The following is a 21,305-nucleotide window of genomic DNA, read 5'->3' as shown; positions in this document are numbered from 1 at the left end:
TGGCCTGGTCGGACGGCTCTCCCTCGATGAAAGAATCACGGCCCCGACGGTCAGGGGGCGAGAGAGAAGTAGTTCTCCTCCTCCTGGACGAAATGCAGCCGCAGCACCGAGTGCAGCCCGTACAGGCAGGCGCGAAGATCCTCCAGCTGCTCGGGCCGCAACCGGCCGGCGGCGCCGGCGACTCTCACGTGTGTGCCGATCCGGCGGGCCAGGCGGTCGATCTCGCTGTGCGCCCGGCTCATGGTCGCGGTCGCCTCTCCTCCGCCGAGGGGACCGGCCAGTGCCGGGTAGAGCTCGTGCTCCTCGGCGTACTCGTGCGGCAGCAACCGCTCGGTCAGCAGCCGGTCGACCTCCCGCACGGCGCCGAGCGCCCGCGGCCCGTGCTCGACGGCCAGCAGGCTCGCGGCGTCGCGTACGGCGTCCAGCACGTCGGCGAGATCGTCGTGCTCGGCGGCGAAGCGGCGGATCAGGTCCTCGGTGGCCGGCTCCAGCCCCGGCCCGGCGCCGCGCCGGGGCAGCACGGCACGCAACGCGTTGACGATGACCAGCACGTCGATCCCCTCCTGCAGCAGCGCCCCCGCCGCGGGAGGCAGCCGGCCCAGCAGCGCGGCCACCATGGCCGCCAGCGACAGGGCCATGCCGCCCGCGGCCGACTGCGCGGCGATGCGCCGCGCGCGCACCGCGATCTCCATGGCGTCGGCGAGCCGGTCCACCCGGTCGGTGACCAGCACCACGTCGGCGGCCTCGGAGGAGGCGGTGGACCCGCGCGCCCCCATCGCCACCCCCACGTCGGCCGCCGCCAGCGCCGGGGCGTCGTTGACGCCGTCGCCGACCATGACCGTCACCGCCCGTGCGGCCTCCGCCCTGACCGCGGCGACCTTGTCGGCGGGCAACTGCTCGGCCCGCACCTCGTCCAGCCCCACGACGGCGGCGACCTCCCGGGCGGGTTCGGCGCGATCGCCGGTCAGCATCAGCAGGCGGCCGATTCCCGCCGAGCGCAGCCGCCGCAGCGTACGGGGAGCGTCGTGACGCAGCGGGTCCAGCAGCAGGACCGCACCGCACAACGCGCCGTCGACGGTGAGCCAGGCGACGGCGGCGCCGTCCAGGGCGGCCCGGTTGTCGGCCGCGCGAGCCCAGCCGGGACGGGCTTCGGGTGGCATCACCGTCTTGCCCACGGTCACGCGCCGCCCGTCCACCGTGCCGGTCACGCCGCGGCCGGGCTCCTCGGTCACCTCCCGCGCCGGCGGCAGCGCCAGGGCGCGGGCCCGCGCCTCCGCGACGATCGCCTCGGCCAGCACGTGAGCGGACATCTGGTCGAGTGACGCCGCGAGCCGCAGCACCTCCGACGGCGTACGGCCAGGGGCGGCGACGACCTGCAGAACCCGCGGACGGCCCGTGGTCAGGGTGCCTGTCTTGTCCAGCAGGAGAGTGCGGGCCCGTCCCAGCCGCTCCAGCGCCCCGCCGTCCCGGACGATCACACCCCGGCGCGCCGCCCGCGACAACCCCGAGACGATCGCGACCGGGGCGGCCAGCAGCAGCGGGCACGGGGTCGCCACCACCAGAACCGCCACGGCCCGCACTGCGGACCCGCCGAGCCACCACGCCGCCCCGGCGACCCCCAGCGACAGCGGCAGGAACCAGGCGGCGTACCGCTCGGCCAGCCGCACCACCGGCGCCCGCTGCGCGCCCGCCTGCTCGGCCAGCCGGACGATCTGCGCGTACGTGCTGTCCTCGGCGGTCGCCGTCGCCTCGACGTCGACCGCGCCGCCGGCGTTGACCACCCCGCTGCGGACCGCCTCGCCGGCGCCACGCTCGACCAGGGCGGACTCGCCGGTCAGCGCGGACTCGTCCAGCATCGCCGGCCCCGTCAGGACCCGGCCGTCCACCGGCACGACCTCGCCCGGGCCGGCCACCAGGACGTCCCCGATCCGTACGTCCGCCAGGGGGACGACGACCAGGTCGTCGCCGCTCCGGCGACGCGCGGAGCGCGGCGCGCGCTCCAGCAGCGCACGCAGATCGCGCGACGCGCGGCGCTCCGCCGCGGCGTCCAGCGCCCGCCCGGTGGCCAGCATCAGCGCGATCAGGGCCCCGGCCAGGTGCTCCCCGACGGCCAGGGTCCCGGCCAGCGCCAGCGCCGCGATCAGGTCGACACCCGCCCGCCCCCTGCGCACCGCGGCGGCCACCCACACCACGGCGGGTGGGACGGCCACCGCGGTCCCCGCCGCCCAGAACCCGTCCGCGACGGCCGTGGCCCCGGCCAGCCAGGCAGCACCACCACCCACCAGCGCGCCGCCGGTCGCCACCAGGAACGCCTGTTCCCACCGGTCACCCAGGACACCGAGAGAACGCGGCATGTCGAGCCTCCACACACGGAAGTGTCGCCTCCATACGACAGCCCCGACGTGCGGGCCGACAGTGCCGAACGGCCCCCGAACAGTCACCATTCGGCAAGCACGGCCGGCGGGTAGGCTGCTGTGATCCGAATCCCATGGTTGGGCCTGGTGGCTGCCGGCTATGCGGCGGTCCAGCTGGCTGTCGTCACGCCGCTCCTCGGGCTCGGCTGGGACGAGACGGTGTATCTGTCCCAGGTCGATCCACGCAATCCGGCCGCCTACTTCAGCGCGCCGCGCTCGCGGGGGATCGGCTTCCTGGCGGCCCCCCTGATGGCCGTCACCGGCGCCACCCCGGTGATCAGGATCGTGCTGGCGCTGCTGTCGGCCGTCGCGCTCTATGCGGCGTACCGCGTCTGGCGCCCGCTGCTCGGGCCCGGCCGGACCGCGTTCGCCGCCCTGCTGTTCGCGGGCCTGTGGGTCACCGTGCTGTACGGACCTCAGGCCATGCCCAACCTGTGGGTGGCGCTGCCGGCGGTGGCGGCGACCGGCTGGTTCCTGCGCGCCCAGCGGCCCGGCGCCTCCGGAGTCGTGCTCCTCGGCCTGGGCGGCTCAGTCGCGGCGGCCACGCTCTTCCGCTTCTCCGACGGCGTCTGGCTCGCGGCGCCGCTGCTGGCCGCCTGCGGCGTGGTGCCCGCCTGGCGGCGTCCGGCCCCGGCCCTCACCGTCGCGGGCGGGCTCGCCGCCGGTGGCGCCCAGTGGATCGCCGAGGCGTACGGGCGATGGGGCGGCGTCAGCGCCCGCTTGCACGCGTCCAGCGCGACCGAGGGCGGCATGGGCCTGCACTGGGCAGCGGGAGACGCCTGGCGCAGCCTCAACGGGCCTTTGCTGTGCCGCCCCTGCACGGTCCCGCTGACGCACCCGGAGCTCACGCTGTGGTGGCTGGCCCTTCCCGTGCTCGCACTGACGGCGTGCGCGGTGGCCCTGCGCACCGGGCGGGCGGCCGAGACCGTGCTGCCCGTCGTCTGCGCCGCCGCGCTGAGCGTTCCCTACCTCGTCCTCGTCGGCTACTCCGCGCCGCGCTTCTTCCTGCCCGTCTACGCCCTGCTGGCCCTGCCCGTCGCCACGCTGGCCGCGGGTACGGTGCGAGCCGTCCGTCCGGCCCGCGGCCGTGTCGTCGTCGCGGGTGTCCTGGCCGGGCTGCTCGTCGCGCACCTGACGGTGCAGTTCGAGGTGCTCCAGGAGAGGGCCGCCGGTGCGCGGGCCACCGCCGACCGCTACCAGGCGGTCGCGGACGGCCTGCGCCGCCTCGGCCTGCGCCCGCCCTGCCTGGTCACCGGCAGTCACTCGCAGCCGATCGGTTACTACGCCGGCTGCGCCTCCGCCGACGTCAGCGGCAACAACCGCAACATCACCGAGGCCGCCCTGCTGCGCCGCGCCGCGACCGAACCCACCGCCGCCCTCGCCGACAGACGCTCCCCACCTCCCGGTTACGCCCAGGAGTGGAAGGCCCACCGGCTCCGGGGCACCGGCTACACCGCCTACCTCCCGAAACACGCCGCCGGCGGCCGGCGGCCCTGACCGGCGTCCGATTCCTTGACCACCGCCAGCCCCGGGGATTCGGCCGGCGGGGTATCACTGTCAGAAGGGCTGGTGTTCCGTCGCGACTTCGGTGACCGCGCGGAAACCGCTCCGCTCGTGCCGACCGCACGCACATCGGGGGGTCACATGGAATCCCGAGGTCTCTTCTGCTGGAAAGTCTCTCTCACGATCGCGGGCACGGTCGTCCTTCTGTCCATGGGAGCCGGGAGCGCCATGGCGGCGTCCGCTCCTCGTTCGGACGACGTCGACCCGTCCACGCGTACCAACGTCACGAAGTCGATGAAGGGCGAGGCGCTGGCGAACGTCACCTACCGCGCCTATGCCAAGCAGGCCGATCGGGAGAACCTGCCCGATGTCGCGAACCTGTACCGGCACACCGCGCACAGTGAGTTACGCGAGCACTTCACCGAGCAGGCGGAGTTGATCGGCCTGGTCGGCGACAACGCGGCGAATCTCCGCGACAGCATCAGCGGTGAGTCGTACGAGGCGACGACGATGTACAGAAAGTTCGCCCGGCAGGCCAGGGCGGACGGCGACCAGGAGGCCGCCAGGCTCTTCTCCGAGGTGGGCAAGGACGAGGCCAGGCACCGGGAGAAGTTCCGCCAGGCGCGGAAGGCCCTCACCGACCCCTCGTCCGGGGTGACGATCCCGACCGACGTACGGGCCAAGCCGGTGGAGATCCAGGCCGGCCCGTCCAAGGTCTCCTCGTCCAGGACCCTGGAGAACCTTCGGGCGGCGATGAAGGGCGAGGCCTTCGCCTACGCCAAATACACCCTCTACGGAGACAGGGCGCGGGAGACCGGGCAGCCCAGGCTCGCCAGGCTGTTCCACCGCACCGCCGCCGTCGAGCGCACCGAGCATTTCGCCGAGCACGCGAACCTCGCCGGCGCGGTCCGCGACACCGGGACGAACCTGTGCGAGACGATCAAGGGGGAGACGTACGAGGGCACGCGGATGTATCCCGAGCACGCCCGCCAGGCCTCGGCGGCCGGTGACTCCGAGGTGGCCGAAGTGCTCAACGGCACCGCGAAGGACGAACTGAGGCACGCGAAGGCCTTCTCCAAGAAGGTCGCCAAGCTCGGCAGGCAGTGCCCCACGTCGCGCTGACACCAGAGGTGGATGGGCGACGAAATCATCGCCCACCCGCCCGGAAGTCCTACTTCAGGAGCTTCCTCATGGTGCTGATCTCCGCGGACTGACTGGTGATGATGGAGCCGGCGAGCCGCCTGGCCGGCTCGTAGACGCCGGCGCCCTGCTCCTCCTCGGCCATGGTGACGGCGCCCTCGTGGTGCTGAATCATCATCGTCAGGAACGCCCTGTCGAAGGCGGCGCCTTCGAGGCCCTTGAGTTTGTTCATGTCCTCGCCGGACATCATTCCGGGCATGTCGTGGTCCATATGGTTTATCGGCACGCCTTCGCCGGGGACCTGAACGCCCCAGCTCTCCAGCCAACCGGTCATCGTCCGGATCTCGGGATCCTGGGCGGCTTCGATCTTCCTGGCCAGCTCCTTGACCTTGCCGCCGGCGGCGCGCCCCTCAACAAGCCTGGCCATCTCCAGGGCCTGGCGGTGGTGCGGGATCATCATCCGCGCGAACCAGATGTCCCGCTCGTTGTGATCCGCGGCCGAGCTGGTGACAGGAGCCCGCGATTCAGCCGGCGTCGCTGACATGGACGACATGGACGACATGTCATGAGTTGCGGTGTCTGTGGAGCCGCAGGCACCGGCCAGCAGACCGGTCGAGAGCACGGCGACGGGAACGGCAAGACGCTTCATGGCTGAACACTCTCCGTGTGCAGGTGCGGGCATCTCGCTGAAGCTCGACGACGGACGGCCGTCGAGCACGCGTCTTCTACACCCGGATCACAAGAGTCGCGGAGCGAGCCTGCGCGCACACCCCCGTAGTGACAGTGCGACATTACCCAGCGATCCGTGGGTTCCCCGCATCGCCTCGCGACGTCATCCCATGGCTTTCCCATGGATCGTTTCTGGACCTGACCTGCGGGTGGACGACAGCCCCGAGCCGTCCCTGTCGCCGGGGTTCACCGCGCCGACGGGCGTACCACCCGGTTCTCTACAGGACGAACCGGGCAGACAAACCCCCTGGGGGTATGCTACGGTCCTCGCGTCGATACCCCCTATGGGTACTAAACGAAGGGATGGCGGACATGTGCACGGTATGCGCGTGCGGCACGGAGACGGCTCAGGCCGAGGTGGCCGCCGAGACGGACACCGAGACGGGAACGGCGGACGGCAAGGTCTATTCGGTGAGCGGGATGACCTGCGGTCACTGCGTCTCGTCGGTGTCGGGGGAGATCGGCAAGGTCGGCGGCGTCACCGGCGTGACGGTCGATCTGCCGACCGGCGCGGTCACCGTCAGCGGCTCTGGGTTCACCGACGAGGAGATCCGGGCCGCGGTGGAAGAGGCCGGCTACACGCTGGTGAGTTAGGCCCAGGCGACCGGGCCCCGGAAGAGAGCGGTGGGCGTGCACCGGCATGCACGCCCACCCGTGGGGCCGGTCCGATCACGCATCACACCCAACCCCCTTAGCGCATCCTCCCATCGAGGGGCGGATGCGAAGAACAGGAGTGCGGCATGAACGCCGTCAATCCGCCCAGGTGGCGGGCACTGGTCGTGCTCGCCGCCGCCCAGTTCATGGTCATCATGGACACCTCGATCATCGGTGTCGCGTTGCCCGACATGCAGCGCGACCTGGGTTTCTCCCCGGGCGCGCTGCAGTGGGTGTTCAACGCCTACGTCATCGCATTCGGCGGCCTGCTGCTGCTCGGCGGCCGCCTGTCCGACATCTTCGGAGCCCGCAGGATCTTCACGGCCGGCTGGCTGATCCTGATCGCCGGGTCGGCCGTGGCCGCCGTGGCGAACAGCCCCTGGGTGGAGATCCTCGGCCGGGGCGTGCAGGGCGTCGGCGGCGCGCTCATCGCCCCCGCCTCGATGACCCTGCTCATGATGCTCTTCTCCCACGATTCCCGGGAGCTCGGCAAGGCCATGGCCCTGTACGGCGCCGCGGCGCCGGCCGGCGGCACCGCCGGAGTGTTCCTCGGCGGGGTCGTCACCGAGTATCTGAGCTGGCCATGGGTCTTCGTCGTCTACATCCCGATCGGCATCGCCACCCTGCTGGCCGTGCCCGCGCTGTTGCCCGCGGTCGCCGGCCGGCGCGGATCGGTGGACGTGCTCGGCGGCCTCGTCGTCACCGCCGGGATCGCCCTGGCCGTGTTCGCCATCGTCCGGGCGCCAGAGCAGGGCTGGGGCTCGGCCACCACGCTGCTGGAACTGGCGGGGGCGGTCGTGCTGCTCACGCTGTTCCTGCTCGTGCAGCGCGTGATCCGGGAGCCGCTCATGCCGCCGGCCGTCTGGCGCACCCCCGGGCTGGCCGTCGCCAACCTGGCGATGGCGCTGCTGGGCGCCGCCTGGATCCCGATGTGGTACTTCCTCAACCTCTAATCTGCAGCAGGTCCTGGGCTACAGCGCCTTCCCCAGCGGAGCGGCCCTGCTCCCGATGACGATAGCGATAATGATCGTCATGATCGGGATCACCGCCCGGCTGCTCGGCCGGTTCGGCGCCAAGCCCCTGATCGTCATCGGGCTCGCCGTGCTGGCGGCGGGGGTGGCCTGGCTGTCCCTGGTCCGGCCGGACGGCACTTTCGCCGCCGATGTGCTGCCCGCCTCGCTGGCCGCGGCGGTCGGCATGTCCCTGGCCTACATCCCCGCGATGATGTCGGCGATTTCCGGCGCGCGGCCCGAGGAGAGCGGGCTGGCCTCGGGAATCGTCAACACCACCTACCAGATCGGCTCGGCCCTCGGCCTGGCCGTGACGACCGCGCTCGCCGCGACCGGAGGTGCCGACAGCCCGGCCGCGCTCACCGGCGGCTTCCAGGCCGCATTCGTCGGCGCGGCGGTCCTGGCGGCGACAGGGGCCGTACTGACCCTGCTGCTCATGCGCAGGCCGAAGCCGGCCACCCCCGCCGCCGTGGGCGCCGAAGCGACGTCCGTGCAGGTGTGAGACGGTCGAGCGGGTCCACCCTGGGCAGTGCGAAATACCCTAGGGGGGTAGGGTGTTCAATTAGGACAACGGACCTCCGAGCAAGGCGGCGCCGAGGCCGACGTCAAGATCAAGGAAGCCTCCGACGCCGTCGCCCGTCCCGTCCGTTCCTGATCGATCGACAACAGAAGGAGAAGCGTCATGACGACCGCCACCTACACTGTCAGCGGCATGACCTGCGGTCACTGCGTCAGCTCCGTGAAGGAAGAGGTCGGCGAGGTCACCGGTGTCACCGGTGTCGAGGTCGATCTGGCCACCGGGCTCCTGACCGTGGAAAGCAACAACCCCCTCGACACGGCCACGATCAGGGCCGCCGTCGAGGAGGCCGGATACGAAGTGGTGGACCACCCATGAACACACCGGCCCGGATGGGCGCCTACGTCCTCGGCCTCGCCGTGGTCTTCGCGGGAGCGTTCGGCATCGGCGGCGCGGTCGGCGCGACTCCACCCTCGGCGTCCGTGAACAACGGACACGGAGGGCACGGGACCCCGGCACAGGCCGCGCCGAAGACGGACCACGTGCCGGGAGGGCTCCAGGTGTCCCAGAACGGCTACACCCTCACCCCGCGGACCACGACGATCACTCCCGGCGAGTGGACCGAGTTCCGGTTCACCGTGGACGGCCCGGACGGCCGCCCGGTGACCGCCTACGAGACGCAGCACGACAAGAAGCTGCACCTCATCGTGGTCAGCCGCGACGCGACGATCTTCCGGCACGTGCACCCCGAGCTCGCCGGTGACGGAACCTGGTCGGTGCCGCTGACGCTGCCCGACGCCGGCGCCTACCGGGTCTTCGCCGACTTCGTCCCCCAGGGCGGGGCAGGGCTGACCCTCGGCGCCGACCTGTACGCCTCCGGCGACTACGCGCCCCGGCCGCTGCCGGCGCCCGGCCGTACGGTGACGGTGGACGGATACACCGTCCGGCTCGACGGCACCCTCACTCCCGGTGCGGCGAGCAGGCTCGTCGCCGAGATCAGCAAGGACGGCAGGCCCGTGACCGACCTCCAGCCGTACCTCGCGGCCTACGGCCACCTGGTCGCGCTGCGCGTGGGCGACCTGGCCTACCTGCACGTCCACCCTGACGGCGCCCCCGGCGACGGCGTCACCACGGCCGGGCCGGGCATCACCTTCTACGCCGAGGTGCCGAGCCGCGGCGACTACCGGCTCTTCCTCGACTTCAAGCACGACGGGACCGTGCACACCGCCGCCTTCACCGTACGGGCGGAGCAACCCTCGGGGGCGGCTCCCGCCACCACGGCGGACCACGGATCCGAACACGCCCACTCCGGCCACTGACGCCGGGTATGACGCGGAAAGGAGGGGTGATGGCCTCCATCACCGGTGACCGGCCGACAGGCGCGGTCGAACTCTCGATCGGCGGCATGACCTGCGCGTCGTGCGCCAACCGGATCGAGCGCAAGCTCAACAAGATGGACGGCGTGACCGCGACGGTCAACTACGCCACGGAGAAGGCGAAGGTGACCTTCCCCGAAGACCTGGACCCCCAGGCGCTGGTGGCGGAGGTGGAGAAGGCCGGATACACCGCCAGACTCCCCGAGCCGCCCAAGCCGGAGCAGGCGCCCCCGGAGCCGGACGAACTCGCCGCCCTGCGGACCCGGCTGCTGGTCTCCGTGGTGCTCGCGGTGCCGGTGATCGCGCTGGCGATGATCCCGGTGCTGCAGTTCACCTACTGGCAGTGGCTGTCGCTGACGCTCGCGGCCCCGGTCATCGTGTGGGGCGGCCTGCCGTTCCACAGGGCCGCTTGGACCAACCTGCGGCACGGCACGGCCACGATGGACACGCTCGTGTCGCTCGGCACGATCGCCGCACTGGGCTGGTCGCTGTGGGCGCTGTTCCTCGGCGACGCGGGCATGCCCGGCATGACCCACGGCTTCGACCTGACCATCACCCGCAGCGACGGCTCTGGTGACATCTACCTGGAGGCCGCGGCCGGGGTCACCGCGTTCATCCTGGCCGGGCGTTACTTCGAGGCCCGTTCCAAGCGGCGCGCCGGCGCGGCGCTGCGGGCCCTGCTGGAACTGGGTGCCAAGGACGTCGCCGTGCTGCGCGACGGCCGCGAGGTGCGCGTCCCCGTCGGCGAGCTGAAGGCCGGCGACCACTTCGTCGTACGGCCGGGGGAGAAGATCGCCACCGACGGCGTGATCGAGGAGGGCACCTCCGCCGTTGACGCCTCGATGCTCACCGGCGAGTCGGTCCCCGTCGAGGTGCGGCCCGGCGACGCCGTCACCGGGGCCACCGTCAACGCGGGCGGCCGGCTGGTGGTCCGGGCCACCCGGGTCGGCTCCGGCACCCAGCTCGCCCAGATGGCGCGGCTGGTCGAGGAGGCGCAGACCGGCAAGGCCCAGGTGCAGCGCCTCGCCGACCGCATCTCCGGCATCTTCGTGCCGATCGTCATCGCCCTGTCGGTCGCCACCCTGGGCTACTGGCTCGGTACGGGGGAGGGGGCCGGGGCGGCCTTCACCGCCGCGGTCGCGGTGCTGATCATCGCCTGCCCCTGCGCGCTGGGCCTGGCCACCCCGACCGCGCTGCTGGTCGGCACCGGCCGCGGCGCCCAGCTCGGCATCCTGATCAAGGGCCCCGAGGTGCTGGAGTCGACCCGCGCGATCGACACGGTCGTGCTCGACAAGACCGGCACGGTCACCGAGGGCAGGATGACCCTGGTCGGGGTCCACCTGGCCGAAGGGGAGGACCACGACGAGGTGCTCCGGCTGGCCGGGGCCCTGGAGCACGCCTCCGAGCACCCGATCGCGCAGGCGATCGCCCGCGGCGCCGCCGAGCGGGTGGGCGTGCTGCCGTCGCCGGAGGACTTCGCCAACGTCGAGGGCCTCGGCGTGCAGGGCATCGTGGACGGCCACGCCGTACTCGTCGGCCGGCCCCGCCTGCTGGAGGAATGGTCCCAGCACCTGCCCGCGGAGCTGGAGAAGAGACTGGGGGAGGAACAGGCCGCGGGCCGTACGGCGGTCGCCGTCGGCTGGGACGGCCGGGCACGCGCGGTGCTGGTGGTGGCCGACGTCGTCAAGCCCACCAGCGCCGACGCCGTCGCCGAACTGCGCGCGCTCGGGCTGACGCCGGTGCTGCTGACCGGCGACAACGAGGCGGTCGCCCGTACGGTCGCGGGCGAGGTCGGCATCGACGAGGTTATCGCCGAGGTGCTGCCCGCCGGCAAGGTCGACGTGGTGAAGAGGCTGCAGGCCGAGGGCCGGACGGTCGCGATGGTCGGCGACGGCGTCAACGACGCCGCGGCGCTGGCGCAGGCCGACCTGGGGCTCGCCATGGGTACGGGCACCGACGTGGCCATCGAGGCCGCCGACCTGACGTTGGTGCGGGGCGATCTGCGGGTGGCGGCCGACGCGATCCGGCTCTCGCGGCGCACGCTGCGCACGATCAAGGGCAACCTGTTCTGGGCCTTCGCCTACAACGTGGCGGCCCTGCCACTGGCCGCCGCGGGCCTGCTCAACCCGATGATCGCCGGTGCGGCGATGGCGTTCTCCAGCGTCTTCGTCGTCAGCAACAGCCTCAGGCTCCGCCGCTTCCGCTGAACCCGCCGCATCCAGGGCCTCCCGGGGGCGTACGCGACCCATGTCGTGTGCGCCCCTTTCAGCATGCGTCCGGAGTGCCGGCGCTCCGCCAGCGGTAGTGGGCGTCCGGGAGGTTCTCCTCGTTGCCGCTTCCGTCCCGTTCCTCGACGAGGGTGAAGCCGTGCCGTTCGTAGAGACGGCGGGCACCGTCGTTCTGCTGGAAGACGTACAGGTCGAGCACGCGGGGGTGCGCCTGCTTGACGTGATCAATCAGCGCGGCGCCGATGCCGCGCCCCTGGGCGGCGGGCGTGACGTACAGGTGGTCGAGCCAGTCGCCGTTCAGGCAGGCGAAGCCCGCGATCCGACCGTGTAGCTCGGCGACCCACACTTGCGAGGCCGGGACCATGACACCGGCGATCCAGGCCCGGGTCTCCTCGTCGGAGTGCAGGCGGGGCAGGTAGGTCATCCCGGCCCGGGCGGCGAGGAACACATCGGCGATGTGCCCGGCGTCCCCGGACGACGCGCGGCGAATCAGCGGCAGCGCATCGTACGCGATCGGCTTCGCCTCGGCCTCGCTTCGCGGCGGGAAGATCTGCTCAGACACGCCCACACCGTGTCACACGCGGTCCCACCCTCGCCATCGACTTATGCGCGCTATTGGTGGGTCCGGCCGTTGAGTCGCGGAAATGTCAGTCCCATTTGGCAGAGTGGGAATGTCTTCCTCTTTCCCCGGAGGCTTCCTATGGGACGGCCCAGACGACGACGAGGTAAGGGCAAGGGCGGCGATGGGAGCTGGATTCTCTGGCTGGCCGCCGCGGTTGCCGCCATCCTGGCCGTGAAACGGCTCGTCGAACTCATCGTCGCCCACTGGTTGCCGGCTCTCGGCGTCACGATCGTGCTTGTCGCCGGGACGACTGGAGCGCTCGTGTTTCGCTACCGGGCGCTTGAGGCGAGGAGACAGGAGTGGATCAGGGAGAACGCCCGCCTCGAAAAGGTGGACCGGATGTCCGGCGGTCAGTTCGAAACCCTGGTCGAGGCTCTTCTCCTGCGCGAAGGCTTCCGTAAGGTGCATCGCGTCGGGGGCAGTGGTGACGGTGGCGTGGACGTCGTCGGAATCTCGCCCGGCGGGCAGCCATTCGTCGTCCAGTGCAAGCGGTGGAGCAAATCCGTCGGCGCTCCCGAAATACGCGACCTGCTGGGTGCGCTACACGCCCACCCAGGCCACCGGGGTGTCCTTGTCACGACCGCTCGCTTCACCGTTCCCGCTGTCAAATGTGCGGCGGGCACGGATCTGGTGCTGATCGACCGGGACCAACTCGCCACCTGGCTCGCCGGGTCCTTCACGCTCGCCCCGGCCCCGGGCCCGAATGGGTGGCCACGACTCCGGCGCCGTACTGCACCCCCTCCCGCCGAAGGCGAACTCGGGCTCGGAGGAGTCCTCGGTGACTGAGCGCCGCGACCGGCCACCGGCTGACCATCGTCGCCGCTCAGCCGCTCGCCAGCTGGAACCAGACCACCCGCCCCGCCTTGCTCTCATGCCAGCCCCAGGCCACCGCCAGCTCCTGGACCAGCCACAGCCCACGGCCCGTGCACGTCTCCGTGTCGGTGCCGACCTGTACGCGGGGTGAGCTGGTGGCCGAGCCCGCGTCGATGACGTCGACGTGGAGTGTTCCTGAGCGCCGGGCGACGGTCACGGTCACCTGTCCGCGGGGCAGGCGCGAGTCGGAGTGCCGTACGGCGTTGGCGACGAGTTCGCTGACCAGCAGCACGGCGTAGTCGGCCTGCGGGTGGCCGGTCTCGGCCAGGAGCACCCGGAGGTAGTGACGCGCCTTCCGCACCGACGCGGCCTCACCGGGCAGGTCGATCTGTCCCAGCAGTTCCACCGCCTTCGTCGCGTGCTGCGGGAGACCCGCACAGCCCGGATCGGCGTACGGCTCAGGCACCACCCAGCTGCCCGAAGGCCGGGACGAGGTCGACCTCACAGCCTGATGTCCATGGTCGCCCGTCCGCATCTTCGACCCCTTCTCGCCAGCTTGACACCCGTTTAAGCGCAATCGGTTATCGATCGATGACGCAACGTGAGTGGTTCGCTCTGATGGTCATCCTTCGGAAGCGACGAGGCAAGCGAAACTGCAAATTTGCTCTGCGCGGCGTCTTCGCTGGTTTCACTGATGCGGTCTCTCCTGGGGCGGCACACTGTGCGTGACGATCAGGGAGGTTTACGTGACGAACGGGCGTGGCCCCACGGTCCGGCGCAGACGGCTGGCCGGCGAGCTGCGCAGGCTGCGCGAACGCAAGGAGCTGACCCTGGAGGACGCAGCCGAGCGCCTCGGCTGGTCGGCGGCGAAGGTCTCCAGGATCGAGACGGCCCGCGTCGGGATCACCTCGCCGGACCTCACCCGCATGCTCGACCTCTACGAACTGGCCGACGACAGGCGGGCCGGCCTGCAAGCGCTGGCCAGGACGGCCCGCACCCGGGGCTGGTGGGACGCCTACGCTGACTCGCTGCCGAGCGACTACTCGGCCTACATCCAGCTCGAAGCCGACGCGGCGTTCATCCGCAGCTACGACGGCATGCTCGTGCACGGCCTGTTGCAGACCGACGAGTACGCCCGCGAGATCATCCGTACCGCACTGATGGGCCTGTCCTCCCCGGCCGAAGTCGAGCGGCGGGTGGAGGTGCGCATGACCCGGCAGCGGCTGCTGCTCCGGGAGGAGAGCCCGCTCCGGTTCTGGACGGTCGTCGACGAGGCCGCGCTCACCCGCAGGGTCGGTTCCGAGGCGATCATGCGCGAGCAGTACGCGAGGCTCCTGGAATTCGCGGACCGGGACAACGTCACGATCCAGGTGCTGCCCTTCGCCAAGGGCGCGCATCCCGCGACAGCGGGGACTTTCGCCCTGCTTGAATTCCGTGAAACCTACGATCCAAATGTGGTGTACGTCGAGGGCACGACAAGTAACCTGTACGTCGAAAGCGATGCCGAGATCTACCGGTACTCGCTGGCCTTCGACCATCTTCGAGCGATGGCGCTCGACCCCGACGAGTCGAGGCGGCTCATCGCACGGCTGGCCGAGGGGTCCCGATGAGAGCGATCCTGCCGAGAGAAAGCCAAGGGGTTGTCCGTGTACCTGTCTCGCGTCACGTGGCGAAAGAGCCGTCGTAGCGGCAACGGCTCGAACTGCGTCGAGATCGCCGTCGCCGACGCTGCCGAGGCGGGTACGGAACACAAGGCGGACGCCCAGCGGTTGTTCCTGGTCCGCGACTCGAAGAATCCGGACGGTCCGGTTCTGGCGTTTACGCCGTCCGAATGGGATGCCTTCGTCGGCGGGGTCAAAGACGGCGAGTTCGACGACCTGAGCTGACCACCTGATCCTCTCCACTCTCCAGCTCGAATGGCGCTCGATCGGAGTGCCGGCGCATTCTCGTCGGGCGCGTCGAAGAGCGCGCCGCGTTCCATCTGACCGGCATCACGAAATGGCCGCCCAGTCGCGGATGACGTCAGCGACGGCCTCGATGGTGTGAAGTACGGCTGTACCGTGCCCCTGTCCGGGCGGTACGAGCCGGCGCCGCCTGGTTGGTGGCGGCGCCGGGCTGGTTCTGGCTGGCTCGGGCTGTTATCGGAGGTATGCCGCGAGGCCGAGCCGCTGGTCGCGTACGGCTCCGGCGACGAGGCCGGCGATCTGCCGGGCGCCGTACGCCTCGAAGTGGGTGTGGTCGTTGGCGAAGAACGCGCCCACCGGGCCCGAGGTGTAGTCGCCGCTGTACGGACAGAAGCGCAGGCTGTTGTAGAGGGTGTAGCTCAGCTTGTGCAGGTCGATGACCGGGGTGCCGGTGGCGGAGCCGACGTCGAAGGTCTCGGTCAGGTAGCCGCGGTTGGGCGTGGCGGTGCTTCCGCTGCAGGTCAGGGCGGCCACGGGAGTCACCAGCACGGGGTTGGCGCCACGCTGTTTCGCGGCGCGGACCATGGCGGTGAGGAGTTCGCGATACCGGGCGGAGCCGACGTGCCTGGGGCAGGTGGGGGAGCCGTCGTTGATGCCGAACTGGATGAAGAGGTAGTCGCCGGTCTTCATCCCCGTGGAGGCGTCGAGCATGGACTGCCAGCGGGCGGCGTAGGCGGTCGAGCTGAGGACGCATTCGCCCGAGGAGTTGGTGCTGCCGGTGACGGCCGACTCGTACAGCCAGGTCTGGATGCTGCGGCCGCCGACGGCGTTGTTCGTCACAGTTGCGTTGGCGGTGAGGTACTGGCCGAGCTCGCGGCCCCAGCCGACGATGGGGTCGCCGGAGCTGTTGGCGACGGTGGAGTCGCCGGCCAGCCAGACTGTGATCTTCCCGGGGGTCGGGGTGGTGCTGGGTGTCGCGCTCGGGCTCGCGCTGGGGCTCGGACTGGGGCTCGCGCTGGGGCTGCTGGTGACCCCGCCGGTGCAGGTGACGCCGTTGAGCGCGAAGCTCGCCGGCACCGGGTTGGCGGAACTCCACGACCCGTTGAACCCGAAGTTGGCCGACCCGTTGCCCGGGATGGTGCGGTTGTAGTCGACGTTCTTGGCGGTGACGTTCGCCCCGGTCTGCGTGACCGTCGCGTTCCAGGCCTGGGTGACCTGCTGGCCCGTGGAGAAGGTCCAGGTCAGCGTCCACCCGTTGATCGTGTCGCCGAGGTTCGTCACGGTGACGTCCGCGCCGAAACCACCCGTCCACTGGTTGGTGATCCGGTAGGTGACGGCGCAGCCGGTGGCGGCGCCGGCGCTCGGCGCCGCCGAGAAGGTCAACGCCCCCGTCAGCGCGGCTACCGCTGCTGCGAGCGCCGTGGCGGCGCGCCGTCGGAACATGGTCATCTGCGGTTCTCTCCTTCTCGGGCGGGCGCTAGGTCGGTCAGCGGGTGAGGGTGCTTCTCAGCGGGCCGGCGACTGCCACGGGGTCGTACGGCCGCCGCACGATCGGCCGGGTCGCGTCAGGTCAGCGCGCATACGGCGCCGTTGAGGGTGAAGGAGGCCGGTGTGGAGTTGGCACCGTTGGAGGTGCCGGTGAAGCCGACCGTCGCGGAGGCGCCGGGCGCGAGGGCGGGGCTCCATGTGGGGTTCGTGACGGTGACGGCCGCGCCGGTCTGGGTGAATGTGCCGTTCCAGCCCTGGCTGATCTGCTGGCCGTCGGAGAACCTCCAGCCGAGCGCCCACCCGTTCAGGGTGCTGCCGCCGGTGTTGGTCACCCGTACCTCGCTCTGGAAGCCACCGGGCCACTGGTTGGTCACGGTGTAGTGCACGGCGCACGCGCCGGCCGGGCCGCTCGGGGTGGCGCTGGGCGTCGCCGAGGGCGTGGGAGTGGGGGTGCGGCTGGGCGACACGGAGGGCGTCGGGCTCGGCGACCGGCTCGGGCTCGGCGTCGGGGTGGGGGAGGTGGGCGGAGCGAGGTGGGCGGTGACGATAGGGGCGAGTTTGGCCGCGATCGCGCGGTGTCCGGCGTCGTTGGGGTGGACGCTGTCGGACAGGCCGTCGGAGGGCACCCATCCGTCGGTGGCGACGAAGAAGACGTTGCGGTCGCCGGCGTTGCTGACGGTCTGCACCGCGGCCTGGGTCTGCGGGACGAACCGCCCGCGGAAGGTCTGCAGGGCCAGGATCGCGGCCTTCGGGTATTTGCTCCGGATGGTGCGCAGCAGGCCGATGTAGGAGTCCTGGAACTGTGTCGTGGACACCCCGTGACCGGCGTCGTTGGTACCGAGGTTGATCACGACGACGTCCGCCTGGTATCGGGTGAAGTCGTGGTCGACGGCCCCGTCCGCCGCGCTGACCTTCACGAAGCGGCGGTCCAGGCCGACGCAGCCGTCGGCGGTGCTGACCAGGCAGGCGCCCCCCTCGGCGACCTGCATGTGGTCCAGTCCGAGCTGCTCGCCGACCAGCCATCCGTACGCGGTGAGGGCGTTCTTCGAGGTGGTGGTGCCGACGGTGATCGAGTCGCCGACGAACTCGACCATGCCCTTGGCAGGTTGGGCGGGCAGGGTGCGTGCGCCTGAGTCGAGCACCAGCCCCTGGAACACCGCGTCGCCGTGATAGGAGCCGGCCACCACCCGGTAGGACACGCGCAGGGTGTGGTTGCCCGCCGGAAGCGGGGTGGCGGTGAGGTTGACCGTGCCCCGTACGTTCTGCAGGTAGACGTCGGGGCGGCCGTCGATGCTGTAGTAGAGGTCGATGGTGTTGCGCTGCTTGAGCTTGACCGTGGTGCCGGTGAACCCGGTGGTGAGGTAGGCGCCGGCCCAGCCGGGGACGTAGGCGGCGCTGTCGCGGGTGTCCCAGCGGCCGACGAAGCGGATGTTGGGGTCGGTGGGTGTCCCGTCTCCGGCGGCGGCCTGCGCTCCGGGTGGCGTCGCGAGCGCGACCGCGGCGACGACGGTGCCGGCGGCGACGGCCAGGCGAATGAGCTTCATGCCGATCCGTCTCATGCAGCGTCCAATCTGGTGGGGACCGGTGGGGCCGGACGTCACGAGACGCTAGAAAAGCGCACGTAAAGGCGTCAAACACGCTCTGACTGCATGTGCAGTCGATTTGAAGGGGAAGTCGTCGCGTTTCAGGTCAGCCGTACGACGACGGCCGGCGGAGAACTCTCCCCATATGAAACTTTCGGCGCCTCGTGTGAAAAGCCCGCTCGCCCCTTCCGGACGAGACGGGACGACGCCGCCCCGAGGCCATGGACAATCTCCGCAAAAGACTTCAGCATCATCATCGAACCGCACTTCCGGGTGAAACGGCGGCGAGTACTTCGCTTGGCACGATGACCAAGCTCGCCGTCACCTGCGCGAACCCGGCCGTTCTGCCGCACGTCATCGAGCTGTATCGCTACTGCACCCTGGATCGATCCGGCAGTAAGGAGCGAGAAGCATGACCACGACGCTGTCGTTCGGGGACCGTCCGGCCGGGGCCCCGGCGCACCGGAAGTTCCACGACATTCCGTTCTCCGCGGCCGCCGGCACCGCTGACCCGACCAAGGGACAGGCCGCCGTCTGAATGGGCCGGGAATGCTCTCGCGGCTCCTTTCCCACGCGTCGAACCGCCACCCGTCGAACCGCCGCCCGTCGAACCGCCGCCCGGGTCATCCGGGGCGCCTGATACGGACGCGCGGTGGTGTGCGCGGCCTCGGGCGCCGGTTCCGTCTCGCGCGCGTTCCACTCCGCATTCCACTGCGCGTTCCAGTCCGCGTTCCACTCCTCGCCCGGACCGGACGGGGGACCAGGTGCGCGTCACCGCGCACCGCACGCTCGCGCCGTACTCGTCACGGCGACACGGCCGTGCTCGACGGCGCCCACACCCGGAAGGAAGTGGTCCTATGAGCCCGCACACCGTCGCGCCGCTGCTTCTCGGCCTCGCGGTGATCGTCGTGACGGCGTGGCTGCTCGGCATGCTCGCCCGCCGGCTCGGCCAGCCCGCGGTCATCGGCGAGATCGTGGGCGGCATCCTGCTCGGGCCGACGCTGTTCGGCGGCGCGATACCCAGGACGCTCTTTCCCGCCGAGGTGCGGCCGTCGCTGACCCTGCTGGCCGACATCGGCGTCTGCCTGTTCATGTTCCTCATCGGCCTGCACCTGGACCACACGCTGCTGCGCGGCCAGAGTCGTACGGCCTCCGTCGTGTCGGTATGCGCGATGCTGCTGCCGTTCGGTCTCGGCGCCCTGCTGGCGCTCTACCTCGCCGGCGGTGGCGGAACCGGCGACCGGGTCGCGTTCGTGCTGTTCATGGGCGTCGCGATGGCGGTCACCGCGTTCCCCGTCCTGGCCCGGATCCTCACCGACAAAGGCCTGATCGACACGCCGATCGGCGGGCTGGCACTGGCCTGCGCCGCGGTGGGCGACGTGCTCGCGTGGGCGCTCCTCGCCGTCGTGGCGGCGCTGGCGGGTGGCGGTGGTCATCCGTGGCGCGTCCTGTTCGTGGTGCCCTTCGCCGCCGTGCTGCTGGGGGTGGTACGACCGCTGCTGGCCCGGCTGGCCGCCCGCCGTCCGGTGTCCGGTCCGCTGACCGGCGTCGTGCTCGTCGCCGGGGCGGCCGGGCTGCTGCTGTCGGCTCAGGCGACCAGCTGGATGGGCCTGCACGCCATCTTCGGCGCGTTCCTCTTCGGCGTCGCCATGCCGCGTGAGGGCGTCTCGGCGCTGCGCGAGCGGGTCCTGCCGTGGATCGAGCGAATCTGCGCCGTCATGCTGCTGCCGGTCTTCTTCATGGCCGCCGGTCTCAAGGTCGATCTGTCCCGGCTGGACACGGTCGCGTTCGGCGAGCTGGCGCTGATCCTGCTCGTGGCGGTCACCGGCAAGTTCGGAGGTGCGTACCTCGGCGCGCGGATCACCGGCGTACGTCCCCGCCACTCGGCGGTCCTCGGCATCCTGATGAACACCCGCGGCCTGACCGAGCTGATCGTGCTGATCGTCGGGCTCGAGCTCGGCGTGCTGACGCCGCGGCTGTACTCCCTGATGATCCTGATGGCCCTGGTCACGACCGCCATGACCGGTGTCCTGCTGCGGATCGTGTACCCCGAACGAAGGGTCGTCGAGGACAGGTCGCCCCGCACCGGCGCAACCCAGCAGCACGTGAACGAAGGGCGTTCCGGCTTGTCTGATGAGTATTGACGCTTGTCTGACGAGTGCCCATCATGGTGTCGCCGGAGTCGAGATCCTTTGCGCCCCGGGAGGCAGGGCCCGGGGCCCGTGCCCGGCGCGGGCGCGACGACATATGAGGTGACGCATGCCCCGACTGTTCGCCGCTCGACTGCTCACCACCTGTCTGACGTTGTCCGTGGTCGCGGCCTGCGGGGCCACGGGCGGCGGCACCACCGCGGGTCCGGCCTCCGGTGAGAGCCGGGCCGGCGCCGCGAAGATCACTGTCGGGGTCGCCTACAGCCGGGGCGGGCGCGGAGACAAGTCCTTCAACGACTCGGTCGGGGCCGGAGTCGACCAGGCCAAGGCGAAGCTGGGCGTGTCGGCCAAGGAGCTCAGTCCGAACGCGGCCGGGTCGGACCTGGAGGAGGTCCTGCGCCTGCTGGCCGAAACAGGACACAATCCCGTCCTGGCCGTCGGCTTCTTCTACGCCCAGCCGCTGGCGAAGGTCGCGCCCGCCTTCCCCCACACCCAGTTCGTCATCATCGACGACGCGACGGTGAAGCTGCCCAACGTCACCAACGTGACCTTCCGGGAAGAGCAGGCGAGCTACCTGGTGGGAGCGGCGGCGGCCCTCAAGTCGTCCACCGGGCGGATAGGCTTCGTCGGCGGTGTGCAGACACCTCCTCAGGAGAAGTTCATCGCCGGATACACGGCCGGCGCCCGGAAGATCAAACCCGGCATCCACATCTCCAGCGTGTTCCTCTCCCAGCCGCCCGACTTCAGCGGGTTCTCCTCGCCGGACAAGGCGCAGGAGGCGGCCCGCGGGATGTACGACGACGGCGCCGACATCGTCTACCATGCCGCCGGCGCGTCCGGGCTCGGCGTCTTCCAGGCGGCGAAGGCGGCGGGCAAGTGGGCGATCGGGGTCGACGTGGACCAGCGCAAGACGGTCGGCCAGGGGCTGGCCGACGTGATCCTCACCAGCGCCACCAAACAGCTCGACGTCGCGGTGCTGCGCATCATCGAGGACGCGGCGGCGGGCAAGCCGGTCTACGGGCTGCAGGAGTTCGGGCTCAAGGAAGGCGGAGTGGGCTACACCACGACCGGCGGCGAGCTCGGCGACGTCGAGCCGCGAATCGAGGAGCTCCGCAAACAGATCATCGCGGGCGAGATCACCGTGCCCGTCTCGCCCAGCTGACGCCCGCGCCGG

At 71.0% G+C, this 21,305-nt stretch carries 20 protein-coding genes; 14 read left to right on the top strand and 6 right to left on the bottom strand.

Translation table 11 applies throughout. The annotated features are described in order from the left end of the window. Positions 1-50: 50 nt before the first annotated feature. Entirely contained in the window at positions 51-2,354 is a 2,304-nt protein-coding gene (locus HHX33_RS22955; protein ID WP_182876427.1) for a heavy metal translocating P-type ATPase, read from the bottom strand. Positions 2,355-2,501: 147 nt separating this feature from the next. On the opposite strand from HHX33_RS22955, the gene HHX33_RS22950 reads away from it, so the two are divergent. Both HHX33_RS22950 and HHX33_RS22945 read left to right on the top strand, forming a co-directional pair. Then, positions 2,502-3,911 carry a hypothetical protein gene (locus HHX33_RS22950; RefSeq protein ID WP_220502107.1) on the top strand — a complete coding sequence of 470 codons (1,410 nt, stop codon included), beginning with the start codon at positions 2,502-2,504 and terminating at the stop codon, positions 3,909-3,911. Positions 3,912-4,127: 216 nt separating this feature from the next. Next, a complete protein-coding gene (locus HHX33_RS22945) occupies positions 4,128-5,039 on the top strand; it encodes a ferritin family protein (RefSeq protein WP_220502106.1) in 912 nt (303 codons plus the stop codon). Between the two features lie 49 nt (positions 5,040-5,088). Here HHX33_RS22945 and HHX33_RS22940 read toward each other — a convergent pair whose 3' ends face one another. Beyond that, positions 5,089-5,706, bottom strand: a complete 618-nt coding sequence (locus HHX33_RS22940) for a DUF305 domain-containing protein (protein ID WP_182876425.1) — start codon at positions 5,704-5,706, stop codon at positions 5,089-5,091. Between the two features lie 392 nt (positions 5,707-6,098). Here HHX33_RS22940 and HHX33_RS22935 point away from each other — a divergent pair, with 392 nt between their 5' ends. From HHX33_RS22935 to HHX33_RS22915, 6 genes are all read left to right on the top strand, one after another. Continuing rightward, positions 6,099-6,380, top strand: coding sequence for a heavy-metal-associated domain-containing protein (locus HHX33_RS22935; RefSeq protein ID WP_182876424.1), 282 nt, complete (start codon positions 6,099-6,101; stop codon positions 6,378-6,380). Positions 6,381-6,526: 146 nt separating this feature from the next. Beyond that, entirely contained in the window at positions 6,527-7,393 is an 867-nt protein-coding gene (locus HHX33_RS36370; protein ID WP_259402770.1) for an MFS transporter, read from the top strand. Positions 7,394-7,448: 55 nt separating this feature from the next. Continuing rightward, complete coding sequence (locus HHX33_RS36365) at positions 7,449-7,952, top strand: MFS transporter (RefSeq protein WP_259402769.1); 504 nt, start codon at positions 7,449-7,451, stop codon at positions 7,950-7,952. A 180-nt stretch (positions 7,953-8,132) separates the two neighbouring features. Beyond that, on the top strand, positions 8,133-8,345 hold the full coding sequence (locus HHX33_RS22925) for a heavy-metal-associated domain-containing protein (RefSeq protein ID WP_182876423.1): 213 nt from the start codon (positions 8,133-8,135) through the stop codon (positions 8,343-8,345). Beyond that, positions 8,342-9,286 carry a hypothetical protein gene (locus HHX33_RS22920; protein WP_182876422.1) on the top strand — a complete coding sequence of 315 codons (945 nt, stop codon included), beginning with the start codon at positions 8,342-8,344 and terminating at the stop codon, positions 9,284-9,286. Before HHX33_RS22925 ends, HHX33_RS22920 begins: the two co-directional genes overlap by 4 nt. A gap of 29 nt (positions 9,287-9,315) precedes the next feature. After that, a complete protein-coding gene (locus HHX33_RS22915) occupies positions 9,316-11,550 on the top strand; it encodes a heavy metal translocating P-type ATPase (RefSeq protein ID WP_182876421.1) in 2,235 nt (744 codons plus the stop codon). A 58-nt stretch (positions 11,551-11,608) separates the two neighbouring features. Here HHX33_RS22915 and HHX33_RS22910 read toward each other — a convergent pair whose 3' ends face one another. Next, a complete protein-coding gene (locus HHX33_RS22910; protein WP_220502105.1) occupies positions 11,609-12,133 on the bottom strand; it encodes a GNAT family N-acetyltransferase in 525 nt (174 codons plus the stop codon). A gap of 138 nt (positions 12,134-12,271) precedes the next feature. On the opposite strand from HHX33_RS22910, the gene HHX33_RS22905 reads away from it, so the two are divergent. Continuing rightward, positions 12,272-12,979, top strand: coding sequence for a restriction endonuclease (locus HHX33_RS22905; protein WP_182876420.1), 708 nt, complete (start codon positions 12,272-12,274; stop codon positions 12,977-12,979). 37 nt (positions 12,980-13,016) lie between these two features. Here the strand turns inward: HHX33_RS22905 and HHX33_RS22900 are convergent, their stop codons facing one another. Next, on the bottom strand, positions 13,017-13,511 hold the full coding sequence (locus HHX33_RS22900; RefSeq protein ID WP_182876419.1) for an ATP-binding protein: 495 nt from the start codon (positions 13,509-13,511) through the stop codon (positions 13,017-13,019). A gap of 241 nt (positions 13,512-13,752) precedes the next feature. Here HHX33_RS22900 and HHX33_RS22895 point away from each other — a divergent pair, with 241 nt between their 5' ends. Beyond that, on the top strand, positions 13,753-14,616 hold the full coding sequence (locus HHX33_RS22895; protein ID WP_182876418.1) for a helix-turn-helix domain-containing protein: 864 nt from the start codon (positions 13,753-13,755) through the stop codon (positions 14,614-14,616). 36 nt (positions 14,617-14,652) lie between these two features. Beyond that, on the top strand, positions 14,653-14,892 hold the full coding sequence (locus tag HHX33_RS22890; protein ID WP_182876417.1) for a DUF397 domain-containing protein: 240 nt from the start codon (positions 14,653-14,655) through the stop codon (positions 14,890-14,892). 252 nt (positions 14,893-15,144) lie between these two features. Here HHX33_RS22890 and HHX33_RS22885 read toward each other — a convergent pair whose 3' ends face one another. Further along, positions 15,145-16,359 (bottom strand): cellulose binding domain-containing protein, encoded by a 1,215-nt coding sequence (locus HHX33_RS22885; RefSeq protein ID WP_220502103.1) that lies wholly within the window; start codon positions 16,357-16,359, stop codon positions 15,145-15,147. Between the two features lie 116 nt (positions 16,360-16,475). Continuing rightward, positions 16,476-17,942 carry a cellulose binding domain-containing protein gene (locus HHX33_RS22880; RefSeq protein ID WP_220502102.1) on the bottom strand — a complete coding sequence of 489 codons (1,467 nt, stop codon included), beginning with the start codon at positions 17,940-17,942 and terminating at the stop codon, positions 16,476-16,478. A gap of 451 nt (positions 17,943-18,393) precedes the next feature. On the opposite strand from HHX33_RS22880, the gene HHX33_RS36360 reads away from it, so the two are divergent. From HHX33_RS36360 to HHX33_RS22870, 3 genes are all read left to right on the top strand, one after another. Further along, complete coding sequence (locus HHX33_RS36360) at positions 18,394-18,519, top strand: hypothetical protein (RefSeq protein WP_259402767.1); 126 nt, start codon at positions 18,394-18,396, stop codon at positions 18,517-18,519. 319 nt (positions 18,520-18,838) lie between these two features. Further along, the gene (locus HHX33_RS22875) at positions 18,839-20,125 is read left to right on the top strand and encodes a cation:proton antiporter (protein ID WP_182876415.1); all 1,287 of its coding nucleotides are present in this window, start codon (positions 18,839-18,841) and stop codon (positions 20,123-20,125) included. 115 nt (positions 20,126-20,240) lie between these two features. Next, positions 20,241-21,293: a BMP family lipoprotein gene (locus HHX33_RS22870; RefSeq protein WP_182876414.1), complete on the top strand. Its 1,053-nt coding sequence runs from the start codon at positions 20,241-20,243 to the stop codon at positions 21,291-21,293. The last annotated feature ends 12 nt before the right edge of the window (positions 21,294-21,305 follow it).

The sequence above is a fragment of the Microbispora sp. H10670 genome, assembly GCF_014161385.1.
GTDB lineage: Bacteria > Actinomycetota > Actinomycetes > Streptosporangiales > Streptosporangiaceae > Microbispora > Microbispora triticiradicis.
Note: the sequence above shows the minus strand (reverse complement) of the source record. Positions and strands in the feature narration are given on the sequence as shown.